This window comes from Liquorilactobacillus mali KCTC 3596 = DSM 20444 (assembly GCF_000260415.1).
In the GTDB taxonomy this organism is placed as follows: Bacteria; Bacillota; Bacilli; order Lactobacillales; family Lactobacillaceae; genus Liquorilactobacillus; species Liquorilactobacillus mali.
In genome coordinates, this window is record NZ_BACP01000099.1 from 1 (window position 1) to 358 (window position 358).

3 tRNA genes are annotated in these 358 nt (G+C 45.8%); all 3 read left to right on the top strand.

The window, feature by feature from the left end:
* The first annotated feature begins 78 nt into the window (after positions 1–78).
* The 3 genes from GSM_RS13670 (at position 79) to GSM_RS13680 (ending at position 332) form a co-directional block, all read left to right on the top strand.
* A tRNA-Thr gene (locus GSM_RS13670) sits at positions 79–154 on the top strand.
* A gap of 7 nt (positions 155–161) precedes the next feature.
* Positions 162–233 (top strand) — tRNA-Gly (locus GSM_RS13675).
* A gap of 13 nt (positions 234–246) precedes the next feature.
* Positions 247–332, top strand: a tRNA-Leu gene (locus GSM_RS13680).
* Positions 333–358 lie beyond the last annotated feature (26 nt).

A 358-nucleotide genomic window follows, 5' to 3' on the forward strand; every position in this document is an offset into this window, starting at 1 on the left:
AATGTCAATTTGTTATTGACATTATGATCAGAAAATGGTAACATAATATGGTCGTTGTAATGTGAGAGTGTTTATTTTGCCGACTTAGCTCAGTTGGTAGAGCATCTGATTTGTAATCAGAGGGTCGGGCGTTCGAATCGTCTAGTCGGCACCATTTTTATGCGGAAGTAGTTCAGTGGTAGAACATCACCTTGCCAAGGTGGGGGTCGCGGGTTCGAATCCCGTCTTCCGCTTGTCATAGTTCTTGCCGGGGTGGCGGAACTGGCAGACGCACAGGACTTAAAATCCTGCGGTAAGTGATTACCGTACCGGTTCGATTCCGGTCCTCGGCATTTATTATATTATTATGATGCACCCA